Below are 17591 nucleotides of genomic sequence, written 5' to 3'. Positions count from 1 at the left end.
TCAGGTACCTTCCCTATTTCTAAACAAAACTGACAGGAAAACTGCCTCCTATTTTGATCTACACTCAAGCAGTGAAATTCAAAAATCTGCAAAGACATATTTCCTATTTCTTTGAAACAGACTATGGAATTCTGCCTATTCTTAAACTATCTGTTTCGGAGTTTCAGCGAGCAACACCAATCAGTTGAACTATAACTCAACATTAGTAAAAGTAGCTTGGACATCATTGTGAACGAGATTGAATAAATCTCGATACCTCCTGCTTCAGAATAAATCACCGGTCAAGCTTGATTTCTCGATCAAGAAGCCTTACTTCTAGAACTAACACTGAAAATTAATTTGGCAGACCGACATGACTTTAGAAAAGGCAACTTTGCCTGTTCCGCAATTTGATCAGATTACGCTGGCTGAGCTAAAACAAAAAATTGAAAGCTGTATCGCTGAAGGGCAAAAGTTCCTGAATGAACTTACCGAAACACCTACTTCAGTACAGGAGCAGCTGGCTACTCTGGAACATGTCGACACGCTTGAAAACAATATGAGTGAGTCTTGGGGCATCCTGTCACATTTAAATGCCGTGATGAACAATGCCGAAACCCGTGATGTCTATCAAGCACTCTTACCGGGTCTTAGCGAATACTATACGCAACTGGGTCAACATACGGCGCTCTATCAGACCTATCAGCATATTTATGATGCGTCGATTTATAATGAACTGCCGGCAGCGCAGCGAAGCGCCATTAAACTGGCCTTACGTGATTTCAAACTGTCTGGGGTGGCATTAGAGGGTGAAGCGAAAAAACGTTATGCGGAAATTTCGGCTCGTCTGTCCCAATTATCATCCGACTTCTCCAACCATGTGCTAGATGCGACTCAGGCCTATTTCAGACCGCTGAATGAAGATGAGTTAGCGGGTCTATCTTCAAATAATATTGAGCTGTTAAAACAATATGGTCAGCAACGTGAGCTGGATCAACCGGTGGCTACGCTGGATTTCCCGTCTTATCTGGCGATCATGACCCATTCAGAAAATCGCCCTCTGCGTGAAGAACTCTATAAAGCTTATACCACGCGTGCGTCAGATCAGGCTGAACAGAGCGAGTTTGACAATACTGCACTGATCGAAGAAATTCTCAGTTTGCGTCTGGAAATGGCAAAACTGCTTGGCTTTAATAATTATGCGGAATTGTCCTTAGCCAGCAAAATGGCACCAAGTGTAGAGGCCGTAGACGAATTCTTGCGTGATCTGGCAGAGCATGCCCGCGCGCCAGCAGAGAAAGAAATTGCAGAACTGAAAGCGATTGCTGCTGAAGATGGCATCCGTGATCTGCAACCGTGGGACAGTGGCTATTATTCTGAAAAGCTGAAAATGCAGCAATTTAATTTGTCACAGGAAGTGCTTAAACCTTACTTCCCTGCACCAAAAATCCTGCAAGGCCTGTTCAGTATTGTGAATCGTCTGTATGGCATTCAAGTCATTGAACGTGAAGCGCCTGTCTGGCATCCAGATGCACGTTATTTTGAATTAGAAGATCAGGGTCAGGTGATTGGCGGTTTCTATTTTGACCTGTATGCACGTCAAGGCAAACGTGGCGGTGCATGGATGAGCGGTTTCCGTTCCCGTATGCAGACCAGTGATGGCTTGCAAAAACCGATTTGTTATATGGTCGGTAACTTTACTCCACCCGTCGGCAATCGCCCTGCACTCTTGACCCATGATGAAGTCATCACCTTGTTCCATGAATTTGGTCATGGCCTGCATCATATGCTGACAGAAGTGGACAATATTGCGGTAGCAGGTACCCATGGCGTGGCTTGGGATGCGGTCGAACTGCCAAGCCAGTTTATGGAATTCTGGGCCTGGGATCAGGAAAGTCTGGATCTGCTCAGCGAGCACATTGAAACTCAAGAATCCTTGCCGGCAGAGTTGCTGAAAGCCCTGCTCGATGCACGTTTCTTCCAGTCTGGCATGCAAACCCTGCGTCAGCTTGAATTTGCCCTGTTTGACCTGAGTATTCACCGAGCCAATCCGGCTTTAAATGCAACACAGGTTCAGGCTACTCTGAATGAGATCCGTGAAAAGCATGCGGTCCTACCGACCACCGACTATAACCGTTTCCAGCACAGCTTCAGTCACATTTTTGCCGGTGGTTATGCAGCAGGATATTATTCCTATAAATGGGCCGAAGTTTTGGCCAGTGATGCCTTCGACCGCTTTGAAGATGAAGGTATTTTTAATACCACTACCGGAAAGCAGTTTCGGGAAAATATCCTCGCAGTTGGCGGAAAAGACACAGCACTTGACGCATTTATCAATTTCCGCGGACGCGAGCCAAAAATAGATGCGTTGCTGCGTCATCAAGGTTGGACGAACCCCTCTAAAAACGCTTAAACTAGCTTTTTAAGTTGATCACAAGGTGAGTATGATGACCATTAAACGTCGTTTCATTGCAGGCGCAAAATGTCCAAAATGTCAGGCGTTAGATCGCGTCGTCATGCTGACCTCTGGTGAAGATGAATGGATCGAATGTATTGAATGTGGTTATGAAGAAAATCGTCCCACACATGTTGATCAACCAGAAACACCAGCTGTTCCAGATGAAGTTGGCGTGATTCAGTTTAAACCTCGTTCAGTAAAATAAAAATCAAGGTTCAAGCTATGTCAGTAGAACAAAGAAATAACCCCAAACTTTTAATGGGGATTATGGGGGCTTTAGTTACTGTCGTTGCATTGGTATTGCTATATCAGTGGTTGAATGCCTTTTCCGGTGAAGCGGAACGCATACATCAGGAAGATATCGCGGCTGTTCCGGCAGCAAAACCTGCGGCGAAAACTGAAGAAGATACGGCGGCAGCGAAAGCACCTGAGACGATCGAAGCTAAAGCACTGGTATCAAATCAGCTGTTAGATGCACCAGTGCCGGAGAATGCCAGTTTGGCCAAAGAAGAAGTGGCTAAATTAGATGACATCCAAGTTCAGCTCAATGAACAAAAAGCCACACTGGATGCGCAGCATAGCGATGCCGACCAGTTGATCCAACTGAAAGAGGAACAGATCAAGTTACTTGAAGCACAACTTGCTCAAAGCCAGTAAATCTCGACAGCATTTCAGCTAGAATATCGTCAGATCTTCTAGCTCAGTTGTTTCCATGTCTGCCCCAGCCGCTCCGCATCTGCTTAAAGCCATTCTGTTACTGACCTGCTCTGCTTTTCTCTTTTCAGTCATGGGCGTCTGTATCCGTTATGCCTCAACAACAGTTGATAATGCTACCGTGGTCTTCTTTCGCAATTTTGTTGGGCTGTTTATTTTCCTGCCTTTCATTTTCAATAAAGGCATTGGTTTTTTCAAAACTGAAAAACTATGGATGCACACTTGGCGCGCAGTGGTCGGCCTGACTGCCATGTACGGCTTTTTCTATGCAATTGCTCATTTAAAACTCTCCAATGCTATGGTCTTTACCTACTCTTCCCCGATTTTTATTCCGCTGATTGCCTGGCTATTTCTCAAGGAAAAAATCACCACAAGCATGTTAGCCGCAGCTCTGATTGGTTTCATCGGCGTACTCTGTGTCGCCAAACCAGATTCGGGTCTAATTAACCTGATGTCGGTCATTGGTTTGAGTGCCAGCTTTCTGGCGGCGATGGCCTTTGTCACGGTTCGGGCACTGACCAAAACCGATTCTCCGGAAAAAATCGTGTTTTATTTCTGCTTTATTGGCACCCTGATTTCAGTGATTCCGATGTTCTGGCTATGGCGACCTTATACCCTGACAGAACTCAGCTATCTGATTACTGCCGGCATCCTGGCCAATTTCAGCCAACTGTTTATGTCAAATGCCTACAAGCTGGCTCCGGCAGGACAGATTGGACCGGTCAACTATGTGGCGATTTTCTTTGCCGGCATCTGGGGCTTTCTGTTCTGGCAGGAAGTTCCGGACCTCTATAGCGTGATTGGGCTGGGGCTGATTTTCTGTGCGATTCTATTGTGTAGCCCGATCCTACAAAAGCGCCTGAATTCATCCAAAATTTGATTAACGAATTTAAATCAAATAAATAAAAAAGCACCCGAAAGTGCTTTTTTATTGCTTTTCTTTTATTGATACCAGCCGAACAGCTTAAACATATAAGGCACATAGGCAATGATCAGCATCGCAGGCAGCAATACTATCATCGGCAAAATCCAGCGTTCATAACGGTAGTAGAAAGACAAGTGTCGTACTTCTGCATCCGCCTCGGCCACTTCGGCATCGCCAATCGACTGTCTGGCCAGCAGATGATTTAGCGCAACCGGTGGCGTCACATAACCCAGCTCAAAACCAATCAGGGTAATCATCCAGAAATGTACTGGATGAATGCCGTATTGATAGGCCACTGGAGCCACGGTCGCCGAGATCAGAATCACCGCGCCAAATGGATCCATGATCATCCCGACAAAAATCATCAAGCCGACAATCAGGGAAATCACCAGAATGGTACTGCTGATGTCGGTCGGGAAGGCTTCCATAATTTCAATACGTTCCAGCAAGCCACCCACACTCACCGAAAGTGCCATCAGAATGACCAAGGCACCAATATGGCCCACCGTCTCACTGGTCGAAATATGCATAGACTTCCAGAAACCGACATTACGCAAAATTTCAGTCGCTTTTGAACGCTGCACAGTATGATCAACAGCCAATTCTTTGCCTGGTTGTTCACTATGTTCAGCCTCACGATATTCTGCATTGGCTGCGGCACCGGCTGTCGCCAGTTCAGGTGCCGATCTTGAGTTTAAAGTTGCGGTCAAAGTTTCATCCCAATGCCCCACTGCCGGCAACGGCGCAGGTTCATGACGCAACTTGTCGAACAAGACAATCATCAGCAGAATGACTGGCATCATCACTGGTGCGGTAAATTCATTCAGGTCAGTCGACAAGGCATATTTATAGAATAACCAGATCAGAATGAAAATCACGATATATGGAATAATCGCAATGAAGGCGCGACCGGATTGAGGAGCAGCCACGATAGGTGCAGCAATCCGGAATTTGTTTTCTGCAAAGAACAGGGAAATTACCAGGAATAAAGTCGAACTGAGCAGGAAGACATAAATCCCGTAGTGATAGAGTAAGTCGGTGGTCACTTCTTTATTCAGTGATGCCACCACGACAATCAGCAAGCAAGGACGTAAAACCACGCCCAGTGAACCAGACATTGCAGTGGCGGCCAATGCAAACTGACGGCGTCCGCCCGCATTCCAGACTTCCTTATAAATAATCGCACCTGCGGCAATTACGAAAATCCCTGATGCTCCGGTATAGGCGGTCGGTAATGCAGCTGCCAGCAAGATTAACCAGGTCAGGGTTTCAGGGGCCAGATTCCATGGACGCAGAATATTCAGGAACATGTCCACGACACGGGTCTGTTTCAGCAACATACCGGCCCAGATAAACAAGGCCAGATTTAGGAAAATACTGGAAAACTCTACCAATTGACCGAGGTAAATCCCCTGTCCCATTGGATAGTCCATAAAGAAGGTGAAATTTATTCCGGTGGTAATAGCCATATAGGCATATAGCGGTACACTCAGAAAGGCCAGACCAAAACTGCCGCCCTCACGCGTCGGTTTCGGTTGTTTGATCACCTGATACAGGCTGATCAAAGTGAGTGCGCTGAACAGAATCATCCACAACCAGTAAATGTACTTCATCTCCCCCATCGGCACGCCCGAGTTCAATACGGACTGATATTGGCTATAGGATGAAAATGCCAGGAAAGCATTAGCGACCAGCATGGCGACCGAATAAACTTTAAAGTCGATACGCGTGCTCGGGCTACGCAAGCCAATATGATGGGTTTTTAGAGTGGCACTGATCGCAGCAAAGACCACCATGATGACCAGAAGCAAAGCCCGGTTTTCCGTACCAAACTTGAAGATGCCAAAGAAAGAAGTTTCAAAGGTCCGATAAGCCCGAATACTTGGATGTGCTTGCACATGTTGAATGGCTTTATCATAAAACAGGTAGGATTCTTCACAGACCTGCTGTGCCTGTAACACCGCAGCACGGACATCCGCTTCCGAACGCACTCCGAAGAAATCGGCGTATTCATCGGCTGCATCGGCTTTCATCTGCTGCTGAACACGCTGATCGACATTGATATTGCGTTCACATTGTGGACGCGTCGGTTCAGCCCTTAAAAATGAATATTGCATTCCGGTTGCCGGATCGCCGTAAATACGCTCGCCCATACGCAGCAACTGGCCGTGAATCATTTCCCCGGTGCCAATAATCAAAGTGAGCAAAAGTAAAACCAGCACGACGAAGGTCGAGATCCACTCTGTCCATATATAACGCAACAGACCTAATCCTGATCTGTTTTGATCATCATTTTGCATGTGTATTCCTATTTTTATTTTAGCGGCCTGATGCTTGGTCTAGGACGCTGATCTTCCCTTCTGCCCCGAAAATTCCTTTTCAAAGGTCAGGATCTTTATTTTATGTTTTGACTTTGCATGAAAGTTGGCACAATAAAAATGACAATTTATATTTTCTTTTTGTATTTTCTGCCAAGAAAATTATTTACCCCTACACTTTAATTATCCCGAAAATAATTACTCACAATATAGATCAGCGCCAGAATAACGCCCCAAATCACCCCAAGTAAATGTGCCTCAACCAAAACCGGGCTGCCGATCAGCTGCGCCGTCCCGACATTGCCAATGGTGTTTTCCCAGACCAGTTTGGCAAAAATCAAAAATAACACCAGCGCCGCAAAGCTGCGTTCCCGCTTATACAGCAAATGTACACAGGCTACGGCTACATAGGCCCCATGCAGCACGCCCGACAGGCCAGCATAGGCTTCAATATTGGGTAAGAAAAAATAAAAACTTAAACTGATCAACGGCGGTAAGATCAGCAAAATGGCACAGAAATGCCAGACGGTAGCGCGTGGAAAAATAAAAGGTAAACAGATAAAGGCGAGAATATTCAGAAAATAATGGATCCAGCCCACATGCACCCAATGCGCTGTCCAGAGTCGCCAGAATTCACCCAGCAGGCTCTCTTGCCAGTAGATGAAATGATCCTGAAAAATTTGCAGACATGCAGAGAGAGAGACAAAAGCCGCTAGAAAAATAATTTTTCGTCGAAAATGTTGATCTAGCATCGGCCTATTGTCCTCCCTGACTATCTAGTTTGACTTCATTCCTGAAGATTCATACATAATATCTGCATTACAGATCCGCACTGAACAGATCATCGAGCTCGGAAGAACTGTCGGATTCATCCCAGAAACGTTGCATGCCATCATCGCCACTGCGTATACCGGTATTTTCTGTCCAGTAACGATCCGATATGCCACTGACCATAATTGCAGCCATGCTGTCGATCAGCTTGAATTGCGGATTCACCGGTTTTTCCTCGGTACGTGCCTGAGCAAAGGTTTTTAAGGCATCCCGGACTTTGGCATCATCCCCACTGGCCTGAGCCGCTACGGCATACAAAGCATGAGATAAACGTACACCTTTTTGCTCGCCAATTTGTGTAGATTGTTTTAATGTTTGGTAAGGGTCAGGCTTGCCTTCCCCTGCGCCCGGCAATAAGGTCCAGATCACTGCACGGGTGGCATTCGGCGCACCCCAGAATTTCGCGTTATCCAGACACACCATGCCACGCTCGACCACGGCAGCAATATCTTTCGGTACATGCACTGCACCACCCGAGTTAATATCATTGGTCATGGCCTGCAAGCCACTGAGCATACCCAACAGATAAACCGTTTGCTCGATATCACTGTTCATGCGTGGGCATTCTTCACCCAGGGCTTTTTGGTATTTCTTTTCATAACGGCTCTGGAACAGTTGATAACCGGTATATTGACGCTGTGCTGCCAGTGCCGCCCAGCGCTTCTGCTCGATTCGGGCATCTTGAGCTTCTGCCACCTGATTGGTTTTTGAAGCACGTAAATAGCGTAACTCGGCTTCCAGCGCTTTTTGCTCGGCACAAATACCGGCAGCCGAATACATCAGCACGGCCACCCGTGTTGGATCCGCCCCCATTTCTTTGGTCGCCATAATGGCCGGCGTTAAAGAATTCCCTGAATTACACACCATTTCAGCATCATCCATCGCTAAAATCGGCGGTACAATATGGTTTTCGGTGAAACCCAGTGCAACATTGGCACCGGTTTTAATGACCTGAGAACACCCCGTCAAAACTGTTGTTGTTATTGCAATGGTCGCCATACCTTGGCATATTTTACGGACGTCTGACATTTTCCTGTCCTCTATAATTGTGATTATGTCCATCTTTCTGCTAAAGATATCAGAAGCATTTTGTGAATAAAAGAGTATTTACTCTAATTTAGACGAGACACTTTGCCATTAAATAGCCGCGCTGCAATTGACTGTATTTAGAAGAATACCAAATTTTGGGCAAAAAAAAGTAGCATTGCGACGGTTCAGCACATGCTACTTATTAACTGTACAAGCAGAAAAATAATAAACCCTGCTTGATTAAGATGAAAATTTATCCTTCAACACTGTCCCGAGTCGTCCGATCACCAGCGTTAAAACAATCGCTACGATCAGAAACATCCATACTGGAAATTCCATTAAGGTCTCCCGTAGTTGCTGTTAGTGAGTTAAATGTACAGGCTAAAAATAAAACATAGGGAATAAATTGTCAGACAATTTCTCTAAGTCATGGATTAACCTTGATTTCTGTCTGACAATAAAAATAGGAATTTGGTCTAAATATTTGTTTTATGAGCATTTTAATTAAATCATTAAAATGCGTTTGTTTTACAACTAAATTAATTTAGTCAATAATTTTAAGGATTTCCATTGTTTGAAGGGCAATTGATCACACCAGATCAATAAAGGTCGCGCCTTGGCATGCTGAAAATACACCACAATATACGCCTGATGATCAATTACGTGACTAATACATACCCGACGGGTCGGTCGTGCTTTGGTAGTCAATGACCATTCACGTCCATCCAGATATTCAAACTGCTCAATCTGTGGTGTCTTGCGGTAAAACAGCTGATAAATCACCAAGCCTATGACAGCGCACACTGCCCAAAGTGCAATCGGCAATAACTGATACAACAGATACATCAGCAGTGCAAAAATAAAAAGCTGAAACGCCAATGCACAGAGACTGCGTTTCAGCTTAAAGCAACGATTATCCATGAACGTAAAATTTAAGCTTCTTGATAAAATCTTTTAGTTCAGGACGCGGCGGCTCAGACACTTCCATAAACCAGTCCAGCAAATCCGGGTCTTCCTGCTCAACCAGCTCTGCAAACATCTGTTTTTCGAAAGGCTCAGCATTCAGGTAATGGTTTTTTACGTAGGGATCAAAATATACATCCAGTTCTTTTAGACCACGACGCGCACGATAAATCACTTTGCGCTCTTCTAAGCTGATGTCATCAGTCATCGAATTTCCCCAACTCGTTATAAACCCGAATAGTTTACCTGAAGCGCTGGCTGAATTTCGAGGGATTTCATAGAAATGACCAAAAGCATCAGCAGATTGAAGTCATTTGAACATTCCGCTCATTGCTGCTGATCTTGGCATGGCCTAAGTTAAACCAAACAGATCAAAATAAGGAATAACAAGATGCAATCTGCAGCCATTCGCCCACTCGCTCCGATGCTGCCGCGCCAACTCTTTACTGCCGAACATGAGGCTTTTCGCGAGACGGTACGTAAATTTTATGAGAAAGAAGTCATTCCACATACCGAGCGTTATGAAAGCCAGCAGCATGTAGATCGAGAGCTATGGAATAAAGCCGGTGAGCTTGGATTGCTCTGCGCTACCATGCCTGAGGAATATGGCGGCTCTGGCGTAGACCGGCTGTATAGCATGATTTTGATTGAGGAACAGGCCTATGCCGGAGATTCAGCGACTGGATTTTCATTGCATTCAGATATTGTTGCCAATTATCTGCTGAATTTTGGTAATGAAGCTCAAAAACAACAATGGTTACCGAAAATGGCGTCTGGAGAGGTCGTCACCGCGATTGCCATGACCGAACCGGGAACTGGCTCTGACCTGCAAGCAGTGCGTACCTCGGCAGTACTCGATGGCGATGACTATGTGATTAATGGTTCCAAAATCTTTATTACCAATGGCTATCTCTGTGATATGTCCATCGTGGTTTGTAAAACCGGCAATAATGACAAAGGTTCGGCCAATCTGTCATTGATTATGGTCGAAGCCGACCAAGCTGGATTTAGTAAAGGCAAGCCGCTGAATAAAATTGGCATGAAAGGCCAGGATACCTGCGAACTGTTCTTTGACAATGTTCGGGTACCCAAAGAAAACCTGCTCGGTCTGGAAGGCATGGGCTTTATGATGCTGATGAAAGAACTGGCTTGGGAACGCCTGATTGTGGCGATTATCTGTCAGGCAGGCGCTGAAGCCGCTTTTGCCCATACAGTGAAATATACCAAGGAACGTCAGGCTTTTGGCAAGAGCATCAGCCATTTTCAAAATACCCGTTTTAAACTGGCAGAACTGCGTACCGAGATCGATGTCTGTCGCGCTTATCTGGATCGCTGTATGCAGCTGCAACTCAATCACGAACTAGGCGTAGATGCCGCTGCTGCGGCCAAATATAAGATTTCAGAAATGTACAGCAAAGTCGTTGATGAATGTCTGCAATTGCATGGCGGCTATGGTTATATGCTGGAATATCCGATTGCCCGTGCCTATATCGACAACCGTGCCAATCGGATTTATGCGGGTACCAATGAAATCATGAAAGAACTCATCGCCCGTTCACTTTAAAATGGATTCATAAAAAAGGAGTCTCTTAGGACTCCTTTTTCTGTATGCAAAAATATAACTTTAAGAAACCAGACGCGGTTTATGCTTTAAAACATTGCTGTTTTTTCTAAATTTCAGCACGCCATCTTCAAACGAAGCCTGTTTGAGCTCCTTACGGTCTGCGAGATAATTATTGCTGACTTTCCACGGTGCATGTTTGCCCTGCTTTGGCATCACGTCTGCAGCACGGGCAATATAACCCGAACTGAGACTGCCCATGACGGTATCCTGAAGCAATTCACTCTGATCTCCCTGAGCAATCACCTGCGCATAACCTTGCTGATCCATATAATTCAACAGACGGCAAATATACTCAGCTGCAATGTCGACTTTAAGCGTCCAGGAGGCATTAATATAGCCAATAATCAGCGCCATATTCGGTATATCACTGACCATGATGCCTCTATACAGCATATGCTGTGAGGTATCGATAGGCTGACCATCCATCGTCGCCAGAATCCTGCCGAGAATTTGGATATTCAGGCCAGTGGCAGAGACGATAATATCAGCATCCAGATGTTGACCGGATTTCAGCTGAATTCCCGTTTCGGTAAAGATTTCTATCTGATCCGTTGCAACCGATGCCTGCCCTTCACGTAAAATTTTAAACAGATCCCCATCCGGCACCACACACAGACGCTGATCCCAAGGTTCATAATTCGGGGTAAAGTGCTTCATGTCTACTTTACCTTTCAGCTGGAATTGCACCGATTTAAGCAAAAGTGATTTTAATAATTTTGGCTGTTTCTGTGCCAAAGCATAAATCCCGCGCTGCATGACGATATTACGCGCACGTGTCAGCTTGTAGGCGACCTCCTCAGGCAGATATTTACGCATTTTTGAATAAATAAAATCGACCGAAGGCACAGAGGCAATATAAGTCGGTGAACGCTGCAACATGGTCACATGACCTGCTCCACCTTTGACCATCGCAGGAACCAAGGTAATCGCGGTCGCACCACTACCAATAATGACCACCTTTTTGCCTTTATAGTTTAAATTTTCCGGCCAATGTTGCGGATGAATAAACTCACCTTTGAATGCAGTTTGATTTGGAAACTCCGGCTGAAAACCCTGATCATAATTATAATAACCGGTACAACCCAGTATAAAGTTGGCGATCCAGATCTGCGTCTTACCCTGTGCGTCCACAATCTCTACTGACCATTTGCAGGTGGCAGAATCATAATTAGCACTCAGAACCCGATGCTGGAAATGGATTTTTGGCTGAAGTTTAAACTCTTCTACTACTTCAGCCAGATAATTTTTGATGGATGCGCCATCGGCAAGCACGCTTTCTTTCTTCCAGGGTTTGAAATTAAAACCAAAAGTCGACATATCCGAATCAGAACGGATTCCCGGATATTTAAACAGATCCCAAGTTCCACCAATACTTTCGCGGCGTTCAATAATCTCAAAAGAGCGTTGCGGACAATGTTTAGAAAGATGTGCTGCTAGACCAATCCCCGAGATCCCCGCACCCACAATTAAAATATCTACCTGCTTTTCCATGTTGTTCTTTTACCTAAGCGATGCTATCTGTTTTTATTAAATCACAAAACTGACAATACACAATGTCAAGTTCATTAAAAAGCCACTATTTTTTTATCTTTTCAGGCCAGATCAGTTATGTTGAACTCAATCACTTTAAATTAAAATATACAGGCATTAAAAAAGGCCGGTTTATTCAACCGACCTTTTCGAACAACTTGCGTTATTCTTCACGAAATTAGTTAACTTCGCGATCTACTAGCTCAACGTAAGCCATCGGTGCAGCATCACCTGCACGGAAGCCCGCTTTAAGAACACGTAGATAACCGCCGTTACGCTCTTTGTAACGAGGGCCAAGAACGGTAAATAATTTACCAACAGTTGCTGCTGAACGAGTACGAGCAAACGCCAAACGACGGTTTGCTACTGTATCGTTTTTAGCTAAAGTGATTAAAGGCTCAGCTACACGACGTAACTCTTTTGCTTTAGGCACAGTTGTTTTGATCAACTCGTGCTCGAACAAAGAGTTAGCCATGTTTTGGAACATCGCTTTACGATGACTGCTTGTACGGCCTAATTTCACACCACTATTACGATGACGCATGGTGATAGTCCTACTTAATTAACGGCTACGATAGGCGAAACGATCGTCCATACGGAGACTAGCCGGTGGCCAGTTCTCTAAACGCATGCCGAGTTGTAAGCCTTTAGAAGCCAGAACATCTTTGATCTCAGTAAGCGATTTTTTACCCAAGTTAGGAGTTTTAAGCAACTCAACTTCGGTACGCTGTACAAGATCACCAATGTAGTAAATGTTTTCTGCTTTCAAACAGTTAGCAGAACGAACAGTTAGCTCTAGATCATCTACTGGGCGAAGCAAGATTGGGTCAACTTCTTCACGAGGCTCTTGAGCAACAGGTGCTTGATCTTTCTGAAGGTCAACGAAGATCGCAATTTGTTGCTGCAAAATAGTTGCAGCTTTGCGGATCGCTTCTTCAGGATCGACAGTACCGTTAGTTTCAAGATCAATGATCAGTTTATCAAGGTCAGTACGTTGTTCTACACGCGCGTTTTCCACGGTATATGAAACACGTTTGATTGGGCTGTAAGACGCATCTAACTGCAAGCGACCCACTGGGCGAGTTTCGCCTTCTGGGAAGCGTGAATCAGAAGTCTCGTAGCCACGACCTTGAGCCACTTTCAGACGCATTTTCAATGAGCCTGAGGCACTTAAAATACCGATCAAATGTTCAGGGTTAACCACTTCAACATTATGAGGTAAACGAAGGTCAGCCGCAGTTACGTCGCCTGCACCTTGTTTCTCTAATGTTAAATAAGCTTCATTTTGATCGAACAGCTTAATCGACAATCCTTTTAGGTTCAGCAAGAGCTCGACGATGTCCTGCTGCAAGCCTTCCAAAGTACTGTACTCGTGCTCGACCCCTTCAATCTCAACTTCTACCACAGCTGCGCCAGGTAGAGAAGAAAGAAGGATGCGACGTAAAGCATTACCAAGAGTATGACCGAAGCCACGCTCTAATGGTTCTAGAATAACTTTTGCCGAGGTCCCGCTTGCCGCTTCGACCTTGATCGCTTGCGGAGTTAGAAACTCATTTGCAGTACGCGTCATATTGCTTCCTCAAGGATTATTTAGAATACAATTCTACAATCAAGCTTTCGTTGATTTCAGCAGGTAAATCAGAACGATCCGGTGCAGCTTTGAACGTACCTTCTAATTTAGAATGGTCAATTTCCATCCAAGAAGGCATGCCACGTTGAGTAGCCAATTCAATTGCGTTTTTGATACGTAATTGTTGCTTAGCGCCTTCGTGAACTGCGATCACATCACCCGCTTTAACTTGGATAGACGCAATGTTAACACGACGGCCATTCAAAGTGATGCTACGGTGAGATACTAACTGACGAGCTTCTGCACGAGTAGAACCGAAACCCATACGATAAACAACGTTATCAAGACGGCTTTCAAGTAGCTTCAACAGGTTTTCACCAGTTGCGCCTTTAACACGAGCAGCTTCTTTATAGTAGTTACTAAATTGACGCTCTAAAACACCGTACATGCGACGTACTTTTTGTTTTTCACGTAATTGTAGTGAGTACTCAGATTGTTTACCACCACGAGCCCCGCCGTGTTGGCCAGGAACTTTCGCATGTTTTTTTGTCTTAACATCAAACGGTTTAACGCCTGATTTAAGTTGCAGGTCTGTCCCTTCGCGACGAGAGAGTTTGCATTTTGGACCAATATAACGAGCCATGAATGTTTCTCCTTACACGCGACGTTTTTTAGGTGGACGGCAACCGTTGTGCGGGATTGGCGTCACATCGGTAATGCTGTTAATTTTATAACCCACTGCACCTAAAGCACGAACCGCAGATTCACGACCAGGACCAGGACCTTTTACAAGGACGTCCAAGTTTTTCAAACCGTAGTCTAAAGCAGCTTTACCAGCAACTTCAGCAGCTACCTGAGCAGCGAACGGAGTTGATTTACGTGATCCACGGAAGCCTTGTCCACCTGAAGTGGCCCAAGCCAGTGCATTACCTTGACGATCGGTAATAGTCACAATGGTGTTATTAAAAGAAGCGTGAATGTGTGCGACACCTTCAGAGACGGTACGAGTGACCTTCTTGCGTGCGCGAGTATCTTTAGCCATCTTTTAGCTTCCAGAAATCTTATTTCTTAATAGGTTTGCGCGGACCTTTACGGGTACGAGCGTTAGTTTTGGTGCGTTGACCGCGGACAGGCAAGCTGCGACGATGACGAAGACCGCGGTAGCAGCCTAAATCCATTAAACGTTTAATGTTCATGGAAATTTCGCGACGTAAATCACCTTCGGTCGGAACCTTAGCAACTTCTGCACGAATCGCATCAAGCTGAGCGTCATCTAATTCACGGATCTTAGTAGTTGGAGCAATACCAGCAGCAGCTAAGATAGCTTTTGAAGTATGGCGACCAATACCAAAGATATACGTTAGAGAGATAACAGCGTGCTTGTTATCCGGAATGTTTACACCGGCAATACGAGCCATTCAATTTTCTCCAAAAAGGCAGTAGATAATCAACCGCCCCACAAAAATCTTGAGGGGCGGATAATAACCTAATTCGCCTACAGAAATCAACAGGTCTTAATCAGATTAACCTTGACGCTGCTTATGACGAGGTTCTGCGCTACAAATTACGCGGATAACCCCATTACGACGGATAACTTTACAGCTACCACAAATTTTCTTAACAGAAGCTTGTACTTTCATGATGAAACCTCAAGTGCGCTTATCCCTTAGGATGAGCAGTCGTTTTTCTCATTAACGTTTGATTATCGTATTGGTGCGAAGTAAGGTGTGATTGCAGCTGAGCCATAAAGTCCATCACCACTACCACAACAATCAGCAAAGAGGTACCACCCAAATAGAATGGAATACCAAATGAACTTTGCAATACCATCGGCATCAAACAAATGACGGTGATGTAAATCGCGCCAATAAACGTCAAACGATTGAGAATATGATCTAAGTAACGAGCAGTTTGCTCACCTGGACGTATACCAGGCACGTAAGCTCCGCTGCGTTTCAAGTTCTCTGACACTTCTTTAGGACTAAATACCAGTGCTGTATAGAAGTAACAGAAAAAGATAATTAACGCACCAAAGAGCACCAAATACAACGGCTGACCAGGCGACAACACCAATGCCACATCTTGCAGGCTACGCTTAATAAATCCAGCATTTGGATCTGCACTACCCACCCACTGACCTAAGCTCGCAGGGAACAAAAGCAATGAGCTTGCAAAAATTGCCGGAATCACACCCGCCATATTAATTTTTAATGGCAAATGTGTCTGCTGTGCAGTAAATACACGACGACCTTGTTGTTTTTGAGCATAGTTTACCGGAATACGACGCTGCGCCTTCTCGATAAACACGATCGCTGCCAAAACACCCAGAGACAACAAACCAAAAATTACCAAGCCAATCAGGCTGGTCTGGCCATTATCTACAGATGAGAAAGATTGCATAATCAGATTAGGCAATCCGGCAACAATACCCGCGAAGATGATCATGGAAATACCATTCCCCACCCCACGCTCGGTAATCTGTTCACCCAACCACATCAAGAACATGGTCCCCGCAACCAGTGAGGTTACTGCAGGAACATAAAAAGCCAAACCAGTATTCAGGGTAATCCCCTGACTGATCAGGCCTGCACACATACCTATCGCCTGTACCAGCGCTAAGAATAATGTACCTTGTCGTGTGTATTGATTTATCTTACGTTTGCCTTGCTCGCCTTCTTTCTTTAAAGCTTCCAGCGAAGGAACCACAGTTGACATCAACTGCACAATAATCGATGCAGAAATGTATGGCATGATCCCGAGAGCAAGAATAGACATTCGTTCTAATGCACCACCAGAGAACATGTTAAACAAACCAAGGATGGTACCTTGGTTTGCATTAAACAAGTTTTCTAACGCAGCATTATTGATGCCTGGTACTGGAATATGCGCTCCTAGTCGAAACACCAACAACGCACCAATGAGAAACATCATTCGACGAATAATTTCACGGTATTTCACATGAAATGGTTGGCCTTTCATCATGTTGACATGACCTGAAGAACTAGGAGTCATAGACACTGGGGATTACTCCTCGACTTTGCCGCCAGCAGCTTCAACAGCAGCTTTAGCGCCTTTAGTCAATGCAACACCTTGAATAGTGAATGCACGAGTAATTTCACCAGAAAGTACGATACGAGCACGAGTCATGTCTTTACGTACAACGTTCGCAGCTTTTAAAGTTTCAAGAGACACGATGTCGCCTTCAACTTTAGCAAGCTCAGATAAACGTACTTCAGCAGTTTTCAAAGCCAATTGGCTAGTGAAGCCGAATTTAGGCAAACGACGATAAAGTGCTGTTTGACCGCCTTCGAAACCTGGACGAGTACCACCGCTCTTACGTGAGTTTTGACCTTTGACACCACGGCCACCGGTCTTACCAACGCCAGAACCGATACCACGGCCTAAACGAAGGTTGTCACGTTTAGCACCTTCTGCAGGTGCAATTGTATTTAAACGCAGAGTCATGGCTTATTCCTCTACACTAACCATATAGTAGACTTGGTTGATCATACCACGGTTAGAAGGTGTGTCTAACACTTCTACAGTATGACCAATACGACGCAGACCTAAACCTTGCAGGCTAAGCTTGTGATTTTTCAAGCGGTGCGATGCAGATTTAGTCTGGGTAACTTTAATCGTTTTCATGATTG

General features: G+C 45.0%; 20 protein-coding genes. 5 read left to right on the top strand and 15 right to left on the bottom strand.

The annotated features are described in order from the left end of the window. Positions 1-337: 337 nt before the first annotated feature. From Q9R21_RS05335 to Q9R21_RS05320, 4 genes are read left to right on the top strand one after another with little or no spacing between them, the layout of a single operon-like run. On the top strand, positions 338-2392 hold the full coding sequence (locus Q9R21_RS05335; protein ID WP_311203872.1) for a M3 family metallopeptidase: 2055 nt from the start codon (positions 338-340) through the stop codon (positions 2390-2392). A gap of 40 nt (positions 2393-2432) precedes the next feature. Next, entirely contained in the window at positions 2433-2642 is a 210-nt protein-coding gene (locus Q9R21_RS05330) for a YheV family putative zinc ribbon protein (protein ID WP_171054337.1), read from the top strand. A gap of 17 nt (positions 2643-2659) precedes the next feature. Beyond that, positions 2660-3094: a hypothetical protein gene (locus tag Q9R21_RS05325; RefSeq protein WP_071850861.1), complete on the top strand. Its 435-nt coding sequence runs from the start codon at positions 2660-2662 to the stop codon at positions 3092-3094. Positions 3095-3149: 55 nt separating this feature from the next. Then, complete coding sequence (locus Q9R21_RS05320; protein WP_311203864.1) at positions 3150-4031, top strand: DMT family transporter; 882 nt, start codon at positions 3150-3152, stop codon at positions 4029-4031. 62 nt (positions 4032-4093) lie between these two features. Here the strand turns inward: Q9R21_RS05320 and Q9R21_RS05315 are convergent, their stop codons facing one another. The 5 genes from Q9R21_RS05315 to Q9R21_RS05295 all read right to left on the bottom strand — a co-directional run bounded on the left by Q9R21_RS05315 (position 4094) and on the right by Q9R21_RS05295 (position 9425). Beyond that, positions 4094-6376, bottom strand: coding sequence for a TRAP transporter large permease subunit (locus tag Q9R21_RS05315; protein ID WP_311203863.1), 2283 nt, complete (start codon positions 6374-6376; stop codon positions 4094-4096). A gap of 197 nt (positions 6377-6573) precedes the next feature. Beyond that, the gene (rrtA, locus tag Q9R21_RS05310; RefSeq protein WP_311203862.1) at positions 6574-7146 is read right to left on the bottom strand and encodes a rhombosortase; all 573 of its coding nucleotides are present in this window, start codon (positions 7144-7146) and stop codon (positions 6574-6576) included. A gap of 67 nt (positions 7147-7213) precedes the next feature. Beyond that, complete coding sequence (locus Q9R21_RS05305; protein ID WP_004281480.1) at positions 7214-8254, bottom strand: hypothetical protein; 1041 nt, start codon at positions 8252-8254, stop codon at positions 7214-7216. A 534-nt stretch (positions 8255-8788) separates the two neighbouring features. Next, on the bottom strand, positions 8789-9175 hold the full coding sequence (locus Q9R21_RS05300) for a hypothetical protein (RefSeq protein WP_004281482.1): 387 nt from the start codon (positions 9173-9175) through the stop codon (positions 8789-8791). Continuing rightward, positions 9168-9425, bottom strand: coding sequence for a succinate dehydrogenase assembly factor 2 (locus Q9R21_RS05295; RefSeq protein ID WP_004281484.1), 258 nt, complete (start codon positions 9423-9425; stop codon positions 9168-9170). Before Q9R21_RS05295 ends, Q9R21_RS05300 begins: the two co-directional genes overlap by 8 nt. 183 nt (positions 9426-9608) lie before the next feature. Between Q9R21_RS05295 and Q9R21_RS05290 the strand changes: the two genes are divergently transcribed. Then, positions 9609-10781 (top strand): acyl-CoA dehydrogenase family protein, encoded by a 1173-nt coding sequence (locus Q9R21_RS05290; RefSeq protein WP_311203861.1) that lies wholly within the window; start codon positions 9609-9611, stop codon positions 10779-10781. A 60-nt stretch (positions 10782-10841) separates the two neighbouring features. Here the strand turns inward: Q9R21_RS05290 and Q9R21_RS05285 are convergent, their stop codons facing one another. The 10 genes from Q9R21_RS05285 to rpmD all read right to left on the bottom strand — a co-directional run bounded on the left by Q9R21_RS05285 (position 10842) and on the right by rpmD (position 17586). Further along, positions 10842-12332 (bottom strand): NAD(P)/FAD-dependent oxidoreductase, encoded by a 1491-nt coding sequence (locus tag Q9R21_RS05285; RefSeq protein WP_311203860.1) that lies wholly within the window; start codon positions 12330-12332, stop codon positions 10842-10844. Positions 12333-12549: 217 nt separating this feature from the next. Next, positions 12550-12915 carry a 50S ribosomal protein L17 gene (rplQ, locus tag Q9R21_RS05280; protein WP_004281488.1) on the bottom strand — a complete coding sequence of 122 codons (366 nt, stop codon included), beginning with the start codon at positions 12913-12915 and terminating at the stop codon, positions 12550-12552. An 18-nt stretch (positions 12916-12933) separates the two neighbouring features. After that, entirely contained in the window at positions 12934-13941 is a 1008-nt protein-coding gene (locus tag Q9R21_RS05275) for a DNA-directed RNA polymerase subunit alpha (RefSeq protein WP_311203859.1), read from the bottom strand. A gap of 16 nt (positions 13942-13957) precedes the next feature. Then, the gene (rpsD, locus tag Q9R21_RS05270; protein WP_004281490.1) at positions 13958-14584 is read right to left on the bottom strand and encodes a 30S ribosomal protein S4; all 627 of its coding nucleotides are present in this window, start codon (positions 14582-14584) and stop codon (positions 13958-13960) included. Between the two features lie 12 nt (positions 14585-14596). Then, a complete protein-coding gene (rpsK, locus tag Q9R21_RS05265) occupies positions 14597-14983 on the bottom strand; it encodes a 30S ribosomal protein S11 (RefSeq protein ID WP_004281491.1) in 387 nt (128 codons plus the stop codon). Positions 14984-15002: 19 nt separating this feature from the next. Continuing rightward, positions 15003-15359 (bottom strand): 30S ribosomal protein S13, encoded by a 357-nt coding sequence (gene rpsM / locus Q9R21_RS05260; RefSeq protein WP_004281492.1) that lies wholly within the window; start codon positions 15357-15359, stop codon positions 15003-15005. A 105-nt stretch (positions 15360-15464) separates the two neighbouring features. Next, complete coding sequence (gene rpmJ, locus Q9R21_RS05255; RefSeq protein WP_000867907.1) at positions 15465-15581, bottom strand: 50S ribosomal protein L36; 117 nt, start codon at positions 15579-15581, stop codon at positions 15465-15467. A 19-nt stretch (positions 15582-15600) separates the two neighbouring features. Then, the gene (gene secY, locus Q9R21_RS05250) at positions 15601-16920 is read right to left on the bottom strand and encodes a preprotein translocase subunit SecY (protein ID WP_180037316.1); all 1320 of its coding nucleotides are present in this window, start codon (positions 16918-16920) and stop codon (positions 15601-15603) included. Between the two features lie 45 nt (positions 16921-16965). Continuing rightward, positions 16966-17406, bottom strand: coding sequence for a 50S ribosomal protein L15 (gene rplO / locus Q9R21_RS05245; RefSeq protein ID WP_064094518.1), 441 nt, complete (start codon positions 17404-17406; stop codon positions 16966-16968). A gap of 3 nt (positions 17407-17409) precedes the next feature. Further along, positions 17410-17586: a 50S ribosomal protein L30 gene (gene rpmD, locus Q9R21_RS05240; protein ID WP_004281495.1), complete on the bottom strand. Its 177-nt coding sequence runs from the start codon at positions 17584-17586 to the stop codon at positions 17410-17412. Positions 17587-17591: the final 5 nt, after the last annotated feature.

The organism is Acinetobacter sp. RG5 (assembly GCF_031844265.1).
Lineage (GTDB): Bacteria > Pseudomonadota > Gammaproteobacteria > Pseudomonadales > Moraxellaceae > Acinetobacter.
The sequence above is the reverse complement of the archived record's forward strand: the minus strand, read 5'-3'. Positions and strand labels throughout refer to the sequence as shown.

Bases quoted from the DNA above. Each gene is read 5' to 3' on its own strand.
- rpsD (WP_004281490.1), bottom strand. From the start codon at position 14,584: ATGGCTCGTTATATTGGTCCAAAATGCAAACTCTCTCGTCGCGAAGGG.
- Q9R21_RS05275 (WP_311203859.1), bottom strand. From the start codon at position 13,941: ATGACGCGTACTGCAAATGAGTTTCTAACTCCGCAAGCGATCAAGGTC.
- rpmD (WP_004281495.1), bottom strand. From the start codon at position 17,586: ATGAAAACGATTAAAGTTACCCAGACTAAATCTGCATCGCACCGCTTG.
- rplO (WP_064094518.1), bottom strand. From the start codon at position 17,406: ATGACTCTGCGTTTAAATACAATTGCACCTGCAGAAGGTGCTAAACGT.
- rplQ (WP_004281488.1), bottom strand. From the start codon at position 12,915: ATGCGTCATCGTAATAGTGGTGTGAAATTAGGCCGTACAAGCAGTCAT.
- rrtA (WP_311203862.1), bottom strand. From the start codon at position 7,146: ATGCTAGATCAACATTTTCGACGAAAAATTATTTTTCTAGCGGCTTTT.
- secY (WP_180037316.1), bottom strand. From the start codon at position 16,920: ATGAAAGGCCAACCATTTCATGTGAAATACCGTGAAATTATTCGTCGA.
- Q9R21_RS05290 (WP_311203861.1), top strand. From the start codon at position 9,609: ATGCAATCTGCAGCCATTCGCCCACTCGCTCCGATGCTGCCGCGCCAA.
- Q9R21_RS05315 (WP_311203863.1), bottom strand. From the start codon at position 6,376: ATGCAAAATGATGATCAAAACAGATCAGGATTAGGTCTGTTGCGTTAT.
- Q9R21_RS05295 (WP_004281484.1), bottom strand. From the start codon at position 9,425: ATGACTGATGACATCAGCTTAGAAGAGCGCAAAGTGATTTATCGTGCG.
- rpmJ (WP_000867907.1), bottom strand. From the start codon at position 15,581: ATGAAAGTACAAGCTTCTGTTAAGAAAATTTGTGGTAGCTGTAAAGTT.
- Q9R21_RS05305 (WP_004281480.1), bottom strand. From the start codon at position 8,254: ATGTCAGACGTCCGTAAAATATGCCAAGGTATGGCGACCATTGCAATA.
- Q9R21_RS05300 (WP_004281482.1), bottom strand. From the start codon at position 9,175: ATGGATAATCGTTGCTTTAAGCTGAAACGCAGTCTCTGTGCATTGGCG.
- rpsK (WP_004281491.1), bottom strand. From the start codon at position 14,983: ATGGCTAAAGATACTCGCGCACGCAAGAAGGTCACTCGTACCGTCTCT.
- rpsM (WP_004281492.1), bottom strand. From the start codon at position 15,359: ATGGCTCGTATTGCCGGTGTAAACATTCCGGATAACAAGCACGCTGTT.
- Q9R21_RS05320 (WP_311203864.1), top strand. From the start codon at position 3,150: ATGTCTGCCCCAGCCGCTCCGCATCTGCTTAAAGCCATTCTGTTACTG.
- Q9R21_RS05325 (WP_071850861.1), top strand. From the start codon at position 2,660: ATGTCAGTAGAACAAAGAAATAACCCCAAACTTTTAATGGGGATTATG.
- Q9R21_RS05285 (WP_311203860.1), bottom strand. From the start codon at position 12,332: ATGGAAAAGCAGGTAGATATTTTAATTGTGGGTGCGGGGATCTCGGGG.